The organism is Variovorax sp. 01T432 (assembly GCF_056398605.1).
The window spans coordinates 137,057-154,415 of the sequence record NZ_JBFTPS010000010.1; the positions used below are offsets into that span (position 1 = coordinate 137,057).

The 17,359-nt window shown below is 63.5% G+C and carries 13 protein-coding genes and 2 pseudogenes; 8 read left to right on the forward strand and 7 right to left on the reverse strand.

From position 1 onward, the window contains the following. Positions 1-383: 383 nt before the first annotated feature. Complete coding sequence (locus AC1DNF_RS10895; protein WP_478148596.1) at positions 384-563, reverse strand: hypothetical protein; 180 nt, start codon at positions 561-563, stop codon at positions 384-386. Positions 564-785: 222 nt separating this feature from the next. Between AC1DNF_RS10895 and AC1DNF_RS10900 the strand changes: the two genes are divergently transcribed. Further along, a complete protein-coding gene (locus AC1DNF_RS10900) occupies positions 786-1,283 on the forward strand; it encodes an H-NS family nucleoid-associated regulatory protein (RefSeq protein ID WP_478148597.1) in 498 nt (165 codons plus the stop codon). A gap of 277 nt (positions 1,284-1,560) precedes the next feature. Here AC1DNF_RS10900 and AC1DNF_RS10905 read toward each other — a convergent pair whose 3' ends face one another. Next, positions 1,561-1,743: a DUF3606 domain-containing protein gene (locus AC1DNF_RS10905; RefSeq protein ID WP_478148598.1), complete on the reverse strand. Its 183-nt coding sequence runs from the start codon at positions 1,741-1,743 to the stop codon at positions 1,561-1,563. Between the two features lie 176 nt (positions 1,744-1,919). Here AC1DNF_RS10905 and ligD point away from each other — a divergent pair, with 176 nt between their 5' ends. Both ligD and AC1DNF_RS10915 read left to right on the forward strand, forming a co-directional pair. Then, positions 1,920-4,505: a DNA ligase D gene (ligD, locus tag AC1DNF_RS10910; RefSeq protein WP_478148599.1), complete on the forward strand. Its 2,586-nt coding sequence runs from the start codon at positions 1,920-1,922 to the stop codon at positions 4,503-4,505. Positions 4,506-4,514: 9 nt separating this feature from the next. After that, the gene (locus AC1DNF_RS10915; RefSeq protein WP_478148600.1) at positions 4,515-4,685 is read left to right on the forward strand and encodes a YciI family protein; all 171 of its coding nucleotides are present in this window, start codon (positions 4,515-4,517) and stop codon (positions 4,683-4,685) included. Between the two features lie 204 nt (positions 4,686-4,889). Here AC1DNF_RS10915 and AC1DNF_RS10920 read toward each other — a convergent pair whose 3' ends face one another. Then, positions 4,890-5,864 (reverse strand): ferritin-like domain-containing protein, encoded by a 975-nt coding sequence (locus AC1DNF_RS10920; RefSeq protein ID WP_478148601.1) that lies wholly within the window; start codon positions 5,862-5,864, stop codon positions 4,890-4,892. A gap of 935 nt (positions 5,865-6,799) precedes the next feature. On the opposite strand from AC1DNF_RS10920, the gene AC1DNF_RS10925 reads away from it, so the two are divergent. The 4 genes from AC1DNF_RS10925 (at position 6,800) to AC1DNF_RS10940 (ending at position 11,203) form a co-directional block, all read left to right on the forward strand. Further along, positions 6,800-7,315 carry a hypothetical protein gene (locus AC1DNF_RS10925; protein ID WP_478148602.1) on the forward strand — a complete coding sequence of 172 codons (516 nt, stop codon included), beginning with the start codon at positions 6,800-6,802 and terminating at the stop codon, positions 7,313-7,315. A gap of 771 nt (positions 7,316-8,086) precedes the next feature. After that, the gene (locus tag AC1DNF_RS10930) at positions 8,087-8,758 is read left to right on the forward strand and encodes a GntR family transcriptional regulator (protein ID WP_478148603.1); all 672 of its coding nucleotides are present in this window, start codon (positions 8,087-8,089) and stop codon (positions 8,756-8,758) included. A 37-nt stretch (positions 8,759-8,795) separates the two neighbouring features. Further along, the gene (locus AC1DNF_RS10935; protein WP_478148604.1) at positions 8,796-9,803 is read left to right on the forward strand and encodes a tripartite tricarboxylate transporter substrate binding protein; all 1,008 of its coding nucleotides are present in this window, start codon (positions 8,796-8,798) and stop codon (positions 9,801-9,803) included. Then, entirely contained in the window at positions 9,800-11,203 is a 1,404-nt protein-coding gene (locus tag AC1DNF_RS10940; protein WP_478148605.1) for an FAD-dependent oxidoreductase, read from the forward strand. The genes AC1DNF_RS10935 and AC1DNF_RS10940 overlap by 4 nt, the downstream gene beginning before the upstream one ends. Before the next feature lie 554 nt (positions 11,204-11,757). Here the strand turns inward: AC1DNF_RS10940 and AC1DNF_RS10945 are convergent. The 4 genes and pseudogenes from AC1DNF_RS10945 to AC1DNF_RS10960 all read right to left on the reverse strand — a co-directional run. Next, positions 11,758-12,423: pseudogene (locus tag AC1DNF_RS10945) on the reverse strand (IS5 family transposase); the annotation flags it as partial. A 173-nt stretch (positions 12,424-12,596) separates the two neighbouring features. Next, complete coding sequence (gene istB / locus AC1DNF_RS10950) at positions 12,597-13,376, reverse strand: IS21-like element helper ATPase IstB (RefSeq protein ID WP_478148606.1); 780 nt, start codon at positions 13,374-13,376, stop codon at positions 12,597-12,599. A gap of 53 nt (positions 13,377-13,429) precedes the next feature. After that, the gene (gene istA / locus AC1DNF_RS10955; protein WP_478148607.1) at positions 13,430-14,953 is read right to left on the reverse strand and encodes an IS21 family transposase; all 1,524 of its coding nucleotides are present in this window, start codon (positions 14,951-14,953) and stop codon (positions 13,430-13,432) included. 242 nt (positions 14,954-15,195) lie between these two features. Further along, positions 15,196-15,519: pseudogene (locus AC1DNF_RS10960) on the reverse strand (transposase); the annotation flags it as partial. A 183-nt stretch (positions 15,520-15,702) separates the two neighbouring features. On the opposite strand from AC1DNF_RS10960, the gene AC1DNF_RS10965 reads away from it, so the two are divergent. Continuing rightward, positions 15,703-16,989, forward strand: a complete 1,287-nt coding sequence (locus tag AC1DNF_RS10965; RefSeq protein ID WP_478148608.1) for an IS256 family transposase — start codon at positions 15,703-15,705, stop codon at positions 16,987-16,989. Positions 16,990-17,359 lie beyond the last annotated feature (370 nt).

Genomic DNA, 17,359 nt, shown 5'->3' on the forward strand with positions numbered 1-17,359 from the left:
ACCCGGCACTGGTGGCGGCCTTCATCTGGTCCCGGCTGCGTGAGCGTCTGCTGGCAATATCCGCGTGCCTCGGATACTGCGTGAGCAAGCTTGAGGCAGGCAACAATTGAATCCACGTTTCATTTTGCGCCTCATGCGCCGGGCGATTCAAGAAGACCATCTTTGCAATCGGCCCTCAGCCCAACACAACCGCGCGATGGCCGTACGAGCAGCCCAGGGGCCCGCAATACCGCCCATTGCCTCAAACCACGCTTGGGGGCAGCATTCGCTCCTCCGCCGCTCCCACAGGAGGCGTCATGGATTTTTGCTTTTCATCCGGTGAGGTCACAGCGTTTGCCTTTGCCGTTCGCAATGGAGAATTCTACGAAGGACGGGTGAATTTGCTAACTGGCCCGCGCGCCCTGCGCGTGCAGCACGCCTGCCTCGGGGTTCGAGACACCGAGGAAGCGGCTCTTGAGGACGCGCACACTGATGCCGTGCGCCTCGTCCGACGATGGCAGGACCAGACGAGATTCAACAGGCTGGACCAGGGTGACGCCGATGAACCATGAGATGCTGGCCATGATGGCATTCGTAACACCTATGATTCTCGTTATCTGGTTTTCCGCCGAGGGAGACTGGCAACTACAGGTCGGATTTTTGCTCTTAGCAGCCGCGGTAGCAATTGGGTGGCTCAGCTAGCTGCATTCGGGGGTGGATTCGTTCGGAAATCCGGTCTTTGTTGATGGAGACTCCCCAATTCGAATAGAGTCACTACTTCATCACAACCTTGAAACCAGAACCCAATGACCCAGAGCTACTCGCAACTTCAGAAGCAAATCGAAGCGCTCCAGCGGCAGGCAGAAAAGCTACGCGACACCGAGGTCAAGGGGGTCGTCGACCGCATCAAAGTCGCGATTTCCGAATACGGACTGACCGCGGAGCAGTTGGGTTTCGGAGTTAAATCGTCGGGAGCCGCGAAGGCGAAGGCTTCGAACCGTGCTGCTTCTCAGTCGGCGAAGTACGGGGATGGCAACGGCAACGTATGGTCAGGTCGAGGCCCGCGGCCGCATTGGTTGCGAGATGCACTGAATGCCGGCAAGACGCTCGAAGATTTCGCAACGGGTTCCGTGGCTACGAAGGCTACCCGCGGCAATGCGAAAGCAAAGGGTCCCGGCAAGCGCAAGGCGAAGGCGCAGTATCGCGACCAAGCTGGCAACAGCTGGACCGGCATGGGTCCGCGCCCGCGATGGTTGAAAGAGGCCCTAGCAGCCGGGCAAACGCTCGAACAATTGGCCGCGTAGGCAGTCCATGTGGGCACAGAGGCCGTCCGGGACCCTGCTGGGGAATACCTAGCCCGAGAAACGTTGAGCAGTCTCACACACCTGACCTTGTGACGGTTCAATCGGCCACGATGCCCTACCTTTCCTGAAATTCATTCTCCGGCAGCTGGGCGGACCCCCGTGCTCCTATTCGGAAGCGCCAAGCCGCTGAATGCCCTTCCTTGGTCGGGCCGAGCCGCCGCGTCCTTGGCGCGAATGCAGGTCATTGGAGCTCACCCTCTTGGGTTGCCTTCCTGTGCTATTTGCGTCCTTTAAGGTGCTGCTCCACCGCGCTTACGCTCGTGCCGACCGCCTGAACTGCGGCCTTGAGCTGCTCGGGCGTGACGCCGAACTTCTTTGACCAGTCTCTCAGCTCATAGTCTTCATTGACGTTGATACGCGTGCGGTCTTGTCCGCCTGGCTTGCTCTTGTCGTCTGCCATGGTTTGCTCCGTTCGGGTATGAATTGCCAAGGATGCTCGACGGCACCAACCGCGATGGTCGGCGGCCCACCAAGAAAGCAGGCCAGTCGATGCGCTGATTTGAAGGAGGGCGAATCCGACATTCCTTCGAGCCGTTCGCCGTCGGGCCCATTGCCATCCGACCTTACGCTCCGCACATGGCAGCATTGGACTCCCCCTCCGGCCCCCTCGCGCGATACTGGTCGAAGCGCGATTTCGCTGTAACGTCCGAGCCCCGCGGCGAACATGGCAAGCCCGGCAAGGCGCTGAGCTTCGTGATTCAGAAACACGCCGCCAGCAGGTTGCACTACGACTTCCGCCTCGAATTGGACGGTGTGCTGGTCTCATGGGCCGTGCCCAAAGGCCCGAGTTTCGACCCGGCGGACAAGCGCATGGCAATCCATGTCGAGGACCATCCGCTCTCCTATGGCGCGTTCGAGGGAACCATTCCTCCGCGGCAGTACGGCGCAGGCACGGTAATCGTCTGGGACAACGGCACCTGGGAACCGGTCGGCGACCCGCATGAAGGGCTGGCCAAAGGAAAACTCGCTTTCCGGATATTCGGCCAGAAGATGGCCGGTCTCTGGGAACTCGTGAAGATTGCAAATGGCGGCGAGAAGCAGGAGCCATGGCTCTTGTTCAAGAAACGCGATGAATTCGCGCGGCCCAAGTCCGACTATGACGTCGTGACCGCGCTGCCGGACAGCGTGATTGCAAAGCCGTTGCGAGCGCCGGCAGCAGCATCACCTGCGCCGACCACCTCCAAGGTCAAAGGCAGTGCGAAGAAGGCCGCTGTGCGCGCGGATGCCGGCCTCCCCGGGGCGGTCAAGGCTCCCCTTCCAGCAAAGATGAGCCCCCAGCTCGCGACGCTCGCCACCGGCCTTCCCCCCGAGGGCAAATGGGTCTATGAAATCAAGTTCGATGGCTACAGAGTGATGGCCCGCATCGCGAACGGCAAAGCCATGCTCATCACGCGCGGTGGACACGACTGGTCACCGAAGATGCCGCAGCTGGTGAAGGAGCTCGAGGAGCTTGGCATCAAGTCTGCTTGGCTCGATGGCGAAATCGTCGTCCTCGACGATACCGGGCTGCCGAATTTCAATGCCCTGCAGAAAGCGTTCGACCGCGGGACCGGCAGTGACGCCATCGTCTTCTTCCTCTTCGACGTGCCTTACTTCGAGGGCTATGACCTGCGCGTCGTTGAGCTCGGCGCTCGACGGCAGCTGTTGAAAGCGCTCCTGAAGGAACGCGCCTCGGAGCACGTTCGATACAGCGCCGATTTCGAAGCCGACCCCGCATCCATGATCAGTTCGGCGTGCAAGTTGAACCTCGAGGGCGTCATCGCCAAGCGCCTGGATGCCCACTACACATCACGGCGGACCGAGACGTGGCTCAAGCTGAAGTGCAAGCAGCGTCAGGAGTTTGTCGTCTGCGGCTACACGGACCGCAGCGATGCTTCGCCGCAGATTGGCAGTTTGCTCCTCGGGGTGCATGCGCCGAACGGTGACCTGGTCTCCGTTGGAAGCGTGGGCACGGGGTGGAACTCGGAAGAGGCTGGAGACCTGAAACAGAAGCTCGTGAAGCTTGAGGTTCCCAAGTCGCCATTCACCGCAGGAGCGGCGAAGCCGGGGCGCTGGTCGAAGCGTGTGGCGGGCAGCGAACGTTGGGTCGAGCCACGCGCGGTCGCTGAGGTCGCGTTCGCGGAATGGACACCCGATGGACAGATTCGCCATGCCTCCTATGTATCCCTCCGCACCGACAAGCCCGCCAGCGCTATCGTGCGGGAGAAGGCCAAAGAACTGCGGTCGGCGCCGCTCAAGCCCGCCGGCAAGCAGGCTGTTGGAGGCGTCAAGGTCAGCAATGCGGACCGTGTCATCGACCCCAGCACCACGCTCACGAAGCTGGACCTCGTTCGCTACTACGAATCGGTTGCCGACTGGATAATGCCTCACCTGAAAGGCAGACCGTGCTCGCTGGTGCGCGGCCCAACCGGGGTCACCGGAGAACTCTTTTTTCAGAAACACGACGACAAGTTGAGCATGCCCGGCGTCAAGGAGTGGGATAAGAAGTTGTGGCCAGGCCATGGCGCACTGTTAGAGGTGGGCACGGCCCAGGCACTGGCCAGCGCAGCTCAGATGAACGTCATCGAGTTCCACACCTGGAATTCGCTCGCGAAGAACATCGACAAGCCAGACCGGATGATTTTTGACTTGGACCCGGGCGAAGGAACGTCGTGGCAACACGTCCAGGAGGCGGCGACGCTCGTGCACACGCTGCTCTCAGAGCTTGGCCTGAAGGCATGGTTGAAGACAAGCGGCGGTAAGGGCCTGCACGTCGTTGTGCCGCTCGCGCCGCGCTTCGACTACGAGACCGTGAAGGCGTTCTCGCAAGCTGTCGTTCTCCACTTGGCGAAGACGATTCCGTCTAGGTTTGTAGCGAAGAGTGGCGCCTCGAATCGTGTCGGCAAGTTGTTCGTGGACTACCTACGCAATGGCCACGGAGCGACGACGGCAGCGGCGTTCTCGGCCAGGGCTCGGCCCGGCCTCGGCGTGTCGATACCCGTGGCCTGGGATGTCTTGCCCAAGCTCAAGAGTGGAGCACAGTGGACGATTGCGAACGCGCGGGAGTACCTGTCGTTTCACACGGAGGACCCGTGGTCGGGATACTGGAACACCAGGCAGTCGCTCGTTGGGGCGATGAAGACGCTAGGGTTCAATGTTTCGAAACGAAAGCCCAAGGTTTGAGGCCGCCATATGTTCGTCGTCACCTTGACCTACCTGCGGCCAGTGGGCGAACTTGATGCCCTTATGCCCAAGCATGTGACGTGGCTCAAGAAGCACTACCGCAGCGGCCTTTTCCTCGCGTCTGGCCGCCAGGTCCCACGCCAGGGAGGCGTGATATTGGCGCGGTCTGGTGACCGATAGAAACTGGAGAAGCTGCTCCTAAGAGACCCATTCGTGGAGAGCGGATGCGCTCGCGCGGATATTGTGGAGTTCCAGCCCACCATGACAGCGCCCGGGGCTGAGGTCCTGAAGAAGCTCTAGGCGTTGCGAGACGCGTCGCGCGCAACGAGTCAAGTCTCTACGCGCCCCCCAAGAAATGGCGGCCGAGCGCCAAGGTCTGCAGGCTTAGCCGCGTGCTCTGGCCGCGTTACGCAGGTCTCGAATCTCGTCATGATTCCTTTGAGCTCCGTCAGCCTGCCGCTGCACAACCGCCCTCACATCCTCCGGAAGCGCCTGCTTGAGGGCCTTCCGGTAACGAGCGATAGCAGTGTCCTCTCCGCGCTCGCAAGACTCCAGAATCGACAGTTCACTATCCGCGCCAACGGCGCCCTTGACCTGCACCCAGCCCCGGTGCATTGCCCCTGCGACCGTCCCACCAGCGGCAGGTTGGCCGCGGTATTCCACGATAAGACGCGTCAGTTCGGCCGCTGCCGCCTTACAGTCCTCTGCCCGGGCTGCGAACAATTGCTTGGCGGCTGCCGTTTCGACCTGCTCGGCGCAGGTGCGAAAGCCGTATTCGCCATCATGCGCGTTTTCCAGCAAATCGTTCAGCACATCGACCACGTCGTCATCGGACAGGGCTCCCTGGCTCACGATGTCCTCGCCGTTCGCCTGCTTGCCGTAATAGGTCTCGTCGGCGCGCTCCCATGCGGCCTTGGTCGCAGGGCGCGCCTGCTCCCAATCGAGGCTCGAGGTGCCGCGGCGCGTCCCCCAGTCCCGTGCAAAACCCATTTCTGCCTCTTCGAAGCTGTCGCCTTGCGCACGAGCTGACCAACCCAATTCATACGCCGAGCGGTAGTCGTCGTAGGGCCGGCCGGCTTCGTAGTACGACTCCTCGCTGTAGCTCACACGCCAGTAGGCATCCTCCTGCGTGGGATTCACCACTTCCGCCACGGCCTTTCCGCCCAGGCCACCAGCAACGGCGCCGGCGACGAGGCCAACCACGGTGCCGACGGGACCGGCAAGGCTCCCCGCTGCTGCGCCCGCGAGCGCTCCGCCCGTTGCTCCCATTCCTGTGCCCACTGGATGTGCGCCGGGCGTCCCGGTGAGGGGATCACGGTTCGGCTGGCCGGCACCCAGTTCGCCATTGTCTGTCGCCATGTTCTGCTCCTTCGCGCCCGTTTGGGCTGTGGGTGAGGGTCCTCAAAGAGGACTCAAAGTGGGAAGTGTCGATAGCGGGCCTCATTTCGGCCGTGGGCTAGGCGGCTTAGCCGCCGTAGGGAAACAACCTGCGACCGGCCTTGACAACGAACACTTGGCAAGCTTGTGATTAAGGCTCGGGAACCTCGCCGACCACGGGCCTACGTCCCATTGTCTGGGGCCGGGCGAGTTGCCGCCCGCACTATCACCGCGGCTCATCCTCTGTCAGCCTGATGCGTACAAAAAAATATTGCCGACGGAAGAAGCTGCTCGTTCGTTGAGCACCGCAGTGGAAGCGAGGCAGGGTGCGGTTCCGGCGAGATGCTCGCTGGGTTATCCACAGAGTCATGCACCGGTCGCGGGGAAAACAAATTCTTGACTTTCTCGTTTCGGCGCGTTGCAGCACCCAGTTTCTCATTGGTAGCACCTCGAGATGAGCAAACACGGCAATGCGGAGCCTGGTCGCCACGTCGTCGCAGCGCCACAATCTTTTCCACAGCTGAATGCGAGCGTCAACTCACGTGCGCGGGGCCGTCAGGTCTAGCCGACAATGGATTCACTGAGGAAGGTCATCCCCCGCTGCCGCAGCTCGATCAAGAACGAAGAGCGTCAAGGGGCACCGCCACCTGCAGACTGGTCTAACGGGTAGCGCCGCATCCGGCCGCCGCGCGCGCGCTGACGCCCGCCGTTGCGGCGCGATTTTGGCTACCTCAATGGCGAATCACCACTCAGACGCCGCGCCCCTACGAAGCCCGGGGGGCGTGGCGTTCAGGCCTCGGCCGGCGCGGTGATCGTCGGCATGCACGCGAGTGTCCGGCACGGCGAGGCCTGCCGCCGCCTCAGGTCGCGCAGCATGCCGCTGCGCGTATAGGGCAGCCTATTGTCCGGAGAGCAGGATGGAGAGCCTCGTCACCATCGAGTGCGTCCTTGATGCCGGCCCCTGGACCGGCATCAGCATCAGCCACAGTGCCACCACGGCGGGAACGAGAGGCCTGATCAGCCTGGCGGACGGTAGACCCTCCCAGTTCAGCGCCACGGCGCTGGCGGTGCCGCCCACCAATAGACCGGCCAGCACCTCCGAAACCGAATGCGCGCCAACCACCACCCTCGAAGGCCCCGATGAGCTGCGCCACCCCGAAGCCGGCGGCCACGGCGAATTGGCGGCTAGCCCGCGAGGCAGGCGGGGCCAGCGCGCCCAGCAGCAACGGATAGACGGCGGCGGCAAACATGGCGTGCCCCGAGATGCCAGTGAAATTCAGCTCGGGCCAGCCGATGCTCTAGCCGATGAACGCCACCTTGCTCGCGGTCGTTACGAGCGTGGCTGCGGCCAGCGATGCGACCCAACATGTCGCGAGCGGGCGTGCATCCGGATGCCGCAGCAGCGCCAGCGTCGCCAGCAGCGCAGCCGGTAGAACGATCTGCGCCTCGCCGAGACGGGTGAGCAGGTGCTAGACGTGATGAAAGAGACCCAGCTCACCGAGCACGATTCAGCGACCCTTGTCGTAGTACCGGCTTCGCTCGCCACGTCAACGAAAGAACATGCCGAACCTGGCCAGGAGCATGAAAACCGCCAGCGTGAGCAGCGTCAGCGTCACCCATCGCAGAGCGACCGCCCGCGAACGCGGCCGGCCGCTCCTGAAGGCCGTGAGGCGGTTTGCTCTTCGAGACAGGCGCGGCATAAGCGCTACTCTGCACGCACCCGGCTGATCTGCCACTTGCGGCCGTACTTCACTCTTCCGGGTCAGCAAGTGCAGCAAGGCGAAGCCGGCTCATCCGATGAGGATGACCTCGCGCAATACCGGCCGGTCGAGGTCGTCAGGGCGACGGCTCCGTTCCGATGCCTCACGGCCCATCGCCTCCGGAAGCTTGTTCCACTGCTGCGGTGGAGAACTCCGCTCCGCAGTTGGAGATCGTCAGTAGCAAGCGGACCTACCTAGGCCTGGGGAAGAGCCCGTGTGCCTCACGTGCGCGCGGGATCGAATTGCGCACCGGCCCTTCGTCAAGGTCCTGACGAGTTCTCCTGCTCAAGAGCTCCGCGCCGCCGGCACAGCGGTAGCAATTGCGGGCGAACCAGGCACGTGATGCCGAGACTGCAACAACCCTTTCACGGGAGCGGCCCCCATTGACACCTCCATCCGATGACGGCACAGTGTGGACGTTGTGTATACACAGAGAATCCGTAGATGCAGACATCAAAGCCGTCCGGCCTCACCGCGAGCGCCTATGACCAACTCCTCGAAGCCATCGTGCAAGGTACGCTGGTTCCGGGAGAGCCGCTGTACGAAATCCACCTGGCCGATCGCCTCGGCATGAGCCGAACTCCCATTCGAGAAGCCATGAAGCTGCTCACGCGTGACGGCTACCTACAGCAGTTGCCCTCGCGCGGATATGCCGTGCCGCTTCGTTCTCTTGATGACTTGCGTGAATTCTTCGAGTTGCGTGAAGTGCTTGAGGCCAGCGCCACGCGCTACGCCGCAATGCGCGCCACGGCGGCCGAGATCGCCGAATTGGAGCGCCTGTGCCAGCGATACGAGCGAGAGAAGAACGACGCGAAGTGGGCCCAGTTTGGGCACGACTTCCATTCGACGCTGATCAAGGCGGCGCGCAATTCGCGGCTTGAAGTCATGCTGAATTCCCTGAACGCGCAGATCGTGCTGTCGCGCCGGACTGTCGCGCAGGCCGACGCTGTGCGCCGGCAGGCGGCCGTTCGCGACCACCGCGCGATCTTCGAGGCCGTCAAGGCCCGTGACGAAACCCGAGCGCAGGCACTTGCCGCGGAGCACGTGAGGCGCTCCTACGAGACAACGCTGAGGGCCTACGTGCCCGATGCCTTTTCCATCCGGCAGTCGGCCTAAACCGCCTGCGCTCGCGCGTCGTTGGGGCGCGCGATGGATGCCGATCCGCCGCTTGCGCGGCACTGCCATCAAGGAGACAAGAGAGATGAAGCGAGCCACCTTTGCCCTCGCCATGGCGATGGCCCTCTGCGCCAGCGCGCAGGCCGACGACTACCCCAGCAAGCCGATCAAGATCATCGTGCCCTACCCCGGCGGTCAGGCCTCGGACACGATCACCCGCCTAGTGAGCGAGCGCCTCGGCAAGGCGCTCGGTCAGCCTGTCGTGGTCGACAACCGCCCAGGCGCCGGCGGCAACATTGGCACCGACGCAGGAGCCAAGGCGCCACCCGACGGGTATACCCTGACCATCGCAACCGCTGCGCTTCCGATCAGCAAGCACGTCTATCGCAAACTGCCCTTCGATCCGGCAAAGGACTTCGTTCCGATCACGCTGATGACTATCACGCCGCTCGTCCTAGTCACGCGCACCAGCCTGCCAGTGAAGGATGTCGCCGATCTGGTTGCGCTCGCCAAGAAGGATCCGGGCAAGATCACCTTCGCGTCGTCCGGCCCCGGCACGTCGCATCAGTTGTCGGGCGAGCTCTTCAAGTCATTGGCCGGCATCGAGATGCTGCATGTGCCCTACAAGGGCAGCCCGCCCGCCCACGTCGACCTGATGGGCGGCTCAGTCGACATCATGTTCGACAACATCGTGCCGGTCGCGCCTCACATCAAAGCGGGAAGGTTGCGTGCCCTCGCCGTCACGACGAAGACGCGCGCGTCCGCGTTGCCCGACGTGCCAACAATGGCCGAGGCCGGCTACCCGAACTTTGAGGCCACGGCCTGGTTCGGGCTGCTGGCGCCCGCGGGCACACCGCGACCCATCGTCGACAGGCTCAACAAAGAAGTCGTCGCCATCCTCACCTCGCCCGACATCAAAGAGAGGCTGGATGGCATGGGCGCCACCGTGGTGGCAGACAAACCCGAAGAATTCGGCCGCTTCATGGCCAATGAGATCAACAAATGGGGCCCCGTCGTCAAGCGGGCCAACATCGAACTGGAATGAACATCATGACCAATGCACAGACCTTCATCACCGAGCCGGCACGCGAAACGCCACTGCTGATGGAAACCGACGTCATCGTCGTCGGAGGTGGCACCACCGGACCGTTCGCGGCGATCTCCGCGGCGCGGCAAGGCAAGCGCGTCGTCATGATCGAGCGCTTCGGATCGCTAGGCGGCAACCTCACGCTCGGCCTCAACACCAAGCCATCCGGTGCACTCGTCGGCGGGCTGCCGCTCGAGGTCTGGAACCTCGCGCGCGCCACCGGCGGCGCCGGCGAAGACTATATGGCGGTGGTTAAGACCGGTGGCGTGAAGATCGCCTCTCCTTGCGACCCGGAGATGATGAAGATGATTCTGACGCGCCTGTGCGCAGAATCCGGCGTGCAGATCCTCTTCGAGACCGTCGTTTCCGCACCGGTGGTCGAGGGCGATACGGTCAAGGGCGTGATCGTCGAGAGCAAGACCGGCCGCCAGTTCATCGCTGGCAAGGTCGTCATCGACTGCTCGGCCGATGCCGACATCGCTACGCGTGCCGGTGCCCCGTTCGTCATGGGCGGCGGTGGGGAGGCCAAGACCATGCAGCCAGTCTCGATGTACTTCACCATGGACCGCGTCGACCTGGTGCGCCTCTCCGAATGGGCCAAGAGCACGGACGACGTGCCCGCGCGCGCGATACCGAAGACGGTCGAGGGCCTGGACTACGGGCTCTGGCTCACCGGCTTCAACAAATCCCTTCGCGCCTGGCAGGAGAAGACAGGCGTCAAGCTGCAGCGCGACAACATCACGCTGAAGACCGCCGACGGCCGCATGTACGTGAATGGCACCCGCGTGACGAATGTGGACGTGTTCGATCCCGTGCAATTCACCAATGCGGTGCTCGAGTGCTATAGGCAAATTGAAGGCGTTGCGCGCTATCTACGCGAGACGATCCCGGGCTTTGAGAAAGCGCGCATCGAAGCTATCGCGCCGGTGCTTGGCGTGCGCGAGACGCGCCACGTGACCGGGGAATACACGCTGAGCGGCAAAGACTCGATCGAGGGTACGCACTTTGAAGACAGCATTGCAGCGGATGCGTCCGCGCTGGACATTCACGATCCCAAAGGCGCTGACGTCGACTTCCAGGGTCTGCGCCCCTACGAAATTCCCTATCGGGCGCTGCTGCCGCTGGGTGTTGAGCAATTGCTAGTGGCAGGCCGTTGCATCTCAGCCGACCACGCCGCCCATGCGCGCTCGCGCAACATGCCCGCTTGCATGGCTACCGGCCAGGCGGCCGGGGTCGCGGCCGCAGTCGCGATCGACACGGGCGTCAGCGTCCGCAAGGTCTCGGTCGCAACGGTGCAGCAGAAGCTCCGCGCGCTCGGAATGCCGCTTCACGGTGACGAGGTCAAGGGAACGATGTGAGCTCACAGGACTGCGGGCGGTCCTGTGAGTCGCGCAACCTTTTGTGGCGTCGTTTTCGTTCGCGGCCCTCGCCCGCCAAGGCGCCCACCGCTGGAAGCATGATCCTGGCCGGATTTTTCCCGTCCGAATGACAGCACGGAACGAACGAACACGAACGAATGAGTTCCTCCACAGTTGTCGCACTTGTTAACGCGGGAAAATCAACAGCTTGCGAGCGTCGTTTTCAAATTTGCACCGCTCGGTTTTTCAAAGTTCCGCGGGCGGAAAGGTGCAGCGAGCATCCAACGGCCGCTTTTCCAGGCCCCGTTGCCGTCCGCTGTAGGCCCGGTTCGGGCCCAAAGCGGGTGTACGTTTATGCGGAAAGCGGCCGTTCGGAGACCGTTGCGCCGTTGGTTAGGGATGGTCTGCAGAAGACGTTCTGCAATCACGTCTGAATGAACAAGGTGATGTCGCCGCAACCAGATGGCTCGATCGCGCAAGGTCGGCAACGATTCGCTGCGCGGGGCAGCCGCTGCGGCCGCCTTGCAAGCCCGTTTCGGGCCTCGCAGACGCACTCATCCCCGGACCTCCATCAACTTACGCCGCGCCATCCACAGGTTCGACAGCGCGAACAGCGTGACGATCTGCGCCGTGTTCTTCGCCAAGCCTCGATAGCGCACCTTCGTGAACCCGAACTGCTGCTTGATCACCCGGAATGGGTGCTCGACCTTGGCTCGGATGCTGGCCTTCATCTTCTCAACGCGCTCGGCCACGAACTCCGGCTCGATGAACGGGTTGAGCAGCCTGCGCTTGCCCGGGCGCATCGCCACATGCCAGGTTGGCCCTGCGGCCTCTGCTCGTTTGTGCACGCCCTGGTAGCCCGAGTCACCGAAGGCCGCGTGCTCCTCGCCGTGCAGCAGCGCTCCGGCGACGTTGATGTCGCTCACATTGGCCGACGTACCAACAACCGTGTGCACCAGCCCCGACGCGGCATCCACGCCAATGTGAGCCTTCATGCCGAAGTACCACTGGTTGCCCTTCTTGGCCTGATGCATCTCGGGGTCACGCTCGCCTTCAGCGTTCTTGGTCGAACTGGGCGCGGCGATCAGCGTGGCATCCACAGCAGTGCCAGTGCGCAACAACAAGCCCTTGGCTTGAAGGATGTCGTTGACCACGCGCAGCATGTCGACGGCCAGATCGTGGGCCTCCAGCAGATGGCGAAAGCGCAGGATGGTGGTCTTGCGTATTTCGGCGAACGTGACCGGTCATTTCGGCCATCGTGACCGACGCCGCTGAGGGCGTCGGTAAATGTCGTTTCGGTATCGTGACCGCCCGTTTCGGCGATCGTGACCGCCGGTCCGGCGGCAGGTGTTGCGTAGAGGGTGGAGTCTAGGGTAGGCGGCGTGGGGTCAGGTCAAGATTTGGCCTCCTGAGTTGTCTTATTCGACTTGTTTGCCACACCAGCGTTGCGTCGCGTGCGACGGGATTCACCTTCGAGCGTGAAGCGCCGGCAGTGCTGCATCAAGCGATCAAGGATCGCGTCTGCAACGGTCGGGTCACCCAGCCACGCGTGCCAGTGCTCAATGGGGAGTTGATGCGTGATGATCGTGGCCCGCTGGGCGCTGCGGTCGTCGACGATCTCCAACAGGTCGGCCCGGGTCGCAGCGTCGATGGCGCCTGTTCCCCAATCATCCAAGACCAGCACGTCCACCTTGGCCAACTGCTGCAGCCAGCGCCGGAAGCTGCCCGCGCCGTGCAGGATGCGCAGCTCCTCGGCCAGGCGCGGCACGCGCAAGTACAGCGCCGAGTGGCCCTGGCGGCAGGCGTATTGCGCCAGCGCGCAGGCCAGCCACGTCTTTCCCAGCCCGGTGGCGCCGGCGAAGCAGATCGTCTCGCCACGCTCGATCCACGTGGACAGCGCCAGGCCCATCAACGCCGAGCGATCGATGCCGCGGATGCCCTCGAAGCTCGCATCCTCCAACGTCGCGGTCGTGTACTTCAGCTGGGCCCTCTGCAGCAGCCGGGTGCGCTTGCGGTCACCGCGAGCGTAGACCTCCCGTTCGACCAGCAGAGCCAGGCGTTCATCGAAGGACAGACCCAGGCAGTCGGCTTGCTCGTGCTGCTGTTGCAGCGCGTCGGCGAAGCCTTGGAGTTTGAGGGAGCGCAGTTGGGCGATGGTGGCGTTGTTGAGCATGGGGGTCAGAGTTCGGTGGTTTGCAGGGAGCGAAGGCGTCACGGCAGATCGCCTCATTGGTAGTAGTCCGGGCCGCGCACATTCGCGTGGACGGGGCTGGTCCATTCCGCGGCCGCCTCCTGGGCGAGAAGATCGCGGTTGTTGGCCAGCAGGTCACGCACGTGCCGGTAGCGCACGGTCCCCAGCGCCAGGGCGCGCTCGCACGCCGCCTCCAGCCGCTCACGGCCGTAGCGCCGCGACAGGCTCAGCAGCCCCAGGCAGGAGCGGTAGCCGTGCTCCGGATGCTTGTAGGTCTGCAGCAGCCGGGTGACGAGTTCACCGCAGGCCATGCCGATCTGCTGGCCCCACTCGATCAGGCGCTGCGGCGTCCATTGCAGCTGTGCCCGGTGCGCCGCGGGCATGTGCGCTTCGACCGTGGTGAAGCCGCCGCGCCGGTCGCTGCGGATATGGGCGGCCACCCGCTGAGCGCGCAGCAGCAGCTCCACGGCGTGCTTCGTGAGCCGTGCCTCCAGCGTCTGCCCCACCAGTGCGTGGGGCACGCTGTAGCGGTGGCCGTCCACCTCAACGTGATAGTCAATGTGGACCTTCACCGTCTTGAAGCGGGCCAGTTCATAGCGCTGTGGCGGCAGCGGCATCAGGGCAGGCGCGTCCAGTTCGGCGAACACGCTGGCGCGGCTGCCGGGCAACTTCTGGAACGGGCGTTCGTTCACGCTGGGCAGCAGTCGGGCGATAGCCGCGTCCACCTGCGCGACGGTGTCGAAGCGGTGGTGCCGCAGCCGCGCCAGGACCCAGCGGCCGATCACTTGAACCGAACTTTCTGCGGTGGCTTTGTCTTTTGGAGAACGCGGGCGCGCTGGAAGGACCGAGGTGCCGTAATAGCGGGCGAAGTCCTGCACCGTGTCGTTGGCACGGGGCTCGTAGCGGTCGGCCGAGGCGATCACGGCCGTGGCGTTGTCGGGGACGACAAGCGCCGGCACACCCTGATAGAAGTGCAGTGCCCGTACCATGCCTTCGATCCAGTCGTCCAGGCGCTGCGTGGGCGTCGCGCAGGCGAACACGCAGCTGGAGGCGGCCATGGCCGAGACGAAGACCTGGGCGCGGGCGCCATCGCTCAGCGGCACCGTGGAGCCGGCGTAGTCGATGAACATCTTCTCCCCGGCGCGTCGGTGCTGGCGCATCGAGCGCTTGAGCGTGGCGGCGAAGGCCTTGTAGTGCTCGCAGAACTGCGTGTAGCGCCAGGTGCGGCCCTTCGGATTCGCCTCCACGTATTCCTGCCACAGCAGCATCAGCGTGACGCCCTTGCGGTCGAGTTCGCGGTGGATGCGGCCCCAGTCGGGCACGACGACGGACAGCGCGGCTGCCGAGCGAGGTTGCAGCGCAGTAGAGAGCTGCTGTTCGCTCCAGTCCAGGACGGTGCCCCAGTCCAGGCCGGCTGCGGTGGCCAGGCCGACGTACTTGGCGACGACGCCCTTGGAGATCTTCAACGTGGCGGCGACTTGCTCGTGCGAGAGCTGGGCGTGCCACTTCAGGCGGAGAACATCTTTGATCATGCGTAGAGAGAGTTGTTGCTTGGGCATCCGCGGCTCGAGGGCAAAAACCGTCGAGGGTAGGAGACCCGGGTTGCGTTCTCTACGCAGCACTGCCGGCTGGATCAGCGCCCTTCTTACGGGGCGCCGTCACGGCGGTCACGATCGCCGAAATGGGCGGTCACGATCCCGAAACGGTCGGTCACGATGGGCCGAAATGAAAGCTCGGTCACGATGACCGAAATGCGCGGTCACGATGCCGAAATCGGCGGTCACGATGCGCCGAAATACGCAGTCTCGTCGGGCAGGCGGCTCACGCCGTCACCCAGACCCGCGAACTCTCGGTACAACGGCACGTCGTGCAGCGCCTCTTCCATCGCCGGATCGCTCAGCCCGAACCATTGTTGAAGGTAGTGGATGCGCAGCATCGTCTCGATCGCAAATGGCGGGCGGCCAGTCTTGGCCCGAGGGCTGTGCGGTTCGACGATCTGCACCAGCGCGCTCCAGGGCACCACCCGATCCATCTCGTCGAGGAACTCGCGCTTGCGCGTTTTCTTCGTCGACAGGTTCAGGCCCAAGCCCAACTGATTCGGGGGAGTCACGCGTTTGGAAATCATGGCTTCAGATCATGCAAGGCTCGGGCCCGTTTTGCAGACCATCCTTAGCATTCATGTGCCGATGTTGGCGGAAGTTAAGTTCAAAGAAGCATCTATGGCCGTCTCAAACGCGAAGTTCTCGAACGGAAGCGAGCCTGTCCGGAATTTTGTGTGCGAGGCATAGCATGACGACCAGGAGCATGTATGCCAAGCAGGAAGACGACGAAGGCGGCAGCGGCCGCTGCGACGGATTTGCCGTCGATCCCCAAGGAACTGATTGATCAGTTCGTGAAGGGGCCCATGAGTGCCGAGGCGGTGCAGGCCGCCTCGATGGCGTTCAAGAAGGCGCTCATCGAACGCGCCCTGGGCGCTGAGTTGTCGCACCACTTGGGCTACCCGCCGGGTGCGACCAAGGCCGATGACGTGAGCAACCACCGCAACGGCGCCAGCGGCAAGACCGTGTTGACCGAGGATGGACCGCTGCGTATCGAGGTGCCGCGCGACCGGGAGGGCTCGTTCGAGCCGGTCTTGATCCCCAAGCACGAGCGACGCTTCACCGGCTTCGACGACAAGATCGTGGCGATGTACGCGCGCGGCATGACCGTGCGCGAGATCCAGGGCTTCCTCGCCGAGCAATACGGCACCGAGGTCAGCCCTGAGTTCATCAGCTCGGTCACCGACGCGGTGATGGCCGAGGTTGGGGCCTGGCAGTCGCGCCCGCTGGAGCCGATGTATCCGGTGATCTTCTTCGACGCGCTGCGCGTGAAGATCCGCGAAGAGGCGGTGGTGCGCAACAAGGCGATCTACATGGCGCTGGGGGTGCTGCCCGACGGCACGCGCGACATCCTGGGACTGTGGATCGAGAACACCGAGGGCGCCAAGTTCTGGATGAAGGTTTTCAACGATCTGAAGACACGCGGCGTAGGCGACATCCTGATCGCGGTCACCGACGGCCTCAAGGGTATCGGCGAGGCGCTCGGTGCGGTGTTCCCGGCCACCACGCTGCAGACGTGCATCGTGCACCTGATTCGCAACAGCCTGGACTATGCGAGCTGGAAGGACCGCAAGCTGCTCGCTGCAGCCCTGCGCCCGGTGTACACGGCGCCAAGCGCCGAGGCCGCTCTGGAGGCCTTGAACGAGTTCGAGCGCAGCCCGTGGGGCCAGAAATTCCCCACCGTCACCGCAGCGTGGCGCCGCGCCTGGGATCGCGTGATTCCGTTCTTTGCGTTTCCGCCGGCGGTGCGTCGCGTGGTCTACACAACAAATGCCATCGAGAGCGTGCACAGCCGGCTGCGCAAGATCATCAAGACGCGCGGGCACTTTCCAAGCGACGATGCGGCAACCAAGCTCATCTGGCTGGCTCTGCGCAACATCACCGCTGATTGGGGCCGAGCGGCCAAGGAGTGGCGCGAGGCCATGAACCAGTTCGCGATACTCTACGAAGAACGCTTCACGCAGCCCAATCACGGTGGCGGAAGAACAGGAGGTTGAGCATGAGTACATGGCTCAACCGGGGGCGCCTCCGGCGGCCTGGCAGGGGCCTGAAGACAGAAGAGAAATCAGTCGAGACCAATTCAACCAACCGCCTCACACACAGAAATTCGGACACCCCCACGGAAGCCAGTGCGGTTCAGTGCTTCCGACAGCGCCCGTTTTAGTTCGTCCATGCCTGACTTCTCGCATGAGAGTATCACCGAGTCTCCAAGCCCTACCTCCCCACCATCACGCATTGGCGATGCTCGTAGTCTCTAGTGCCCCACGGTCCAAGCAGCCATCCACAGACAGCTCGTGTGCCAKCCAGATGCTCGTAGCAATCACAGCTTCCGCGGCGAGTTCCAGACCAATTCCGACGCGGCGTTCA

What these genes read in the sequence shown, in the direction of transcription:
- AC1DNF_RS10895 (WP_478148596.1), bottom strand. Translation starts at nt 563, where the DNA reads ATGGCCAGCATCTCATGGTTCATCGGCGTCACCCTGGTCCAGCCTGTT.
- AC1DNF_RS10900 (WP_478148597.1), top strand. Translation starts at nt 786, where the DNA reads ATGACCCAGAGCTACTCGCAACTTCAGAAGCAAATCGAAGCGCTCCAG.
- AC1DNF_RS10905 (WP_478148598.1), bottom strand. Translation starts at nt 1,743, where the DNA reads ATGGCAGACGACAAGAGCAAGCCAGGCGGACAAGACCGCACGCGTATC.
- ligD (WP_478148599.1), top strand. Translation starts at nt 1,920, where the DNA reads ATGGCAGCATTGGACTCCCCCTCCGGCCCCCTCGCGCGATACTGGTCG.
- AC1DNF_RS10915 (WP_478148600.1), top strand. Translation starts at nt 4,515, where the DNA reads ATGTTCGTCGTCACCTTGACCTACCTGCGGCCAGTGGGCGAACTTGAT.
- AC1DNF_RS10920 (WP_478148601.1), bottom strand. Translation starts at nt 5,864, where the DNA reads ATGGCGACAGACAATGGCGAACTGGGTGCCGGCCAGCCGAACCGTGAT.
- AC1DNF_RS10925 (WP_478148602.1), top strand. Translation starts at nt 6,800, where the DNA reads ATGGAGAGCCTCGTCACCATCGAGTGCGTCCTTGATGCCGGCCCCTGG.
- AC1DNF_RS10930 (WP_478148603.1), top strand. Translation starts at nt 8,087, where the DNA reads ATGCAGACATCAAAGCCGTCCGGCCTCACCGCGAGCGCCTATGACCAA.
- AC1DNF_RS10935 (WP_478148604.1), top strand. Translation starts at nt 8,796, where the DNA reads ATGCCGATCCGCCGCTTGCGCGGCACTGCCATCAAGGAGACAAGAGAG.
- AC1DNF_RS10940 (WP_478148605.1), top strand. Translation starts at nt 9,800, where the DNA reads ATGAACATCATGACCAATGCACAGACCTTCATCACCGAGCCGGCACGC.
- istB (WP_478148606.1), bottom strand. Translation starts at nt 13,376, where the DNA reads ATGCTCAACAACGCCACCATCGCCCAACTGCGCTCCCTCAAACTCCAA.
- istA (WP_478148607.1), bottom strand. Translation starts at nt 14,953, where the DNA reads ATGCCCAAGCAACAACTCTCTCTACGCATGATCAAAGATGTTCTCCGC.
- AC1DNF_RS10965 (WP_478148608.1), top strand. Translation starts at nt 15,703, where the DNA reads ATGCCAAGCAGGAAGACGACGAAGGCGGCAGCGGCCGCTGCGACGGAT.